This window comes from Synechococcus sp. R6-10 (assembly GCF_047461815.1).
In the GTDB taxonomy this organism is placed as follows: Bacteria; Cyanobacteriota; Cyanobacteriia; order Thermostichales; family Thermostichaceae; genus Thermostichus.
The window spans coordinates 1-577 of record NZ_JANSHW010000699.1 but is presented as its reverse complement, the minus strand read 5'-3'; the positions used below and the strand labels follow the sequence as shown (position 1 = coordinate 577).

Here is a 577-nt window from a genome sequence, read left to right as displayed (position 1 = left end):
GAGTCGGATTGCTGATGGCATAACCAACAGGGTAGGTTCGTCCCTGCCCCTCCCAAAGGAGAGGTACATCTGTGGGGTTCAAGACCTGCGCATATAAGAGACGATGGAGTAGCCCGTTGTAGGTATACGAGACTTTGGCAGGTCGCCGCCGAGGATTTGCGTAGCGCGTATCTGCTGCAATCTTTGTCGCTATCGTCGCAGGGCAATGGAGCAAGTCGTAGCGCGGAGCGCCTCCGCGAAAAGACAGATACGGCAGAATTGCGTTCGCCCACATCGACGCATGCGCGGCGTCCCGAACGGGATCTGGGGGAACCCAGTCGTGAGGCACAGGATGTGCTCGGTTCCACAACCAGCTGCCTGTCGTGTCGCGTCCAAATGCCAGTGGGTAGACCTCGTCGTAGTCCTGAAGATACATCGTCATCGCGAGTGCGATCACTCGTACCTGAGCGATGCACTGGTCTTCGTGCGACAGGTGTCGCTGCGCAACAAGTAGGGGCGTCAACACACCCAGCCACAGAGCAATCAGCAGAATCAACCCCAACTTCCTGTAGGCATCACACATAGTGAACCTCCTCAA

The 577-nt window shown here is 57.0% G+C and carries 1 protein-coding gene; it reads right to left on the bottom strand.

The window, feature by feature from the left end; genetic code table 11:
• Positions 1–562, bottom strand: a 562-nt coding sequence (locus NW837_RS15395; RefSeq protein WP_414332534.1) for a hypothetical protein, incomplete at its 3' end; no start/stop codon positions are given.
• Between the last annotated feature and the right edge of the window lie 15 nt (positions 563–577).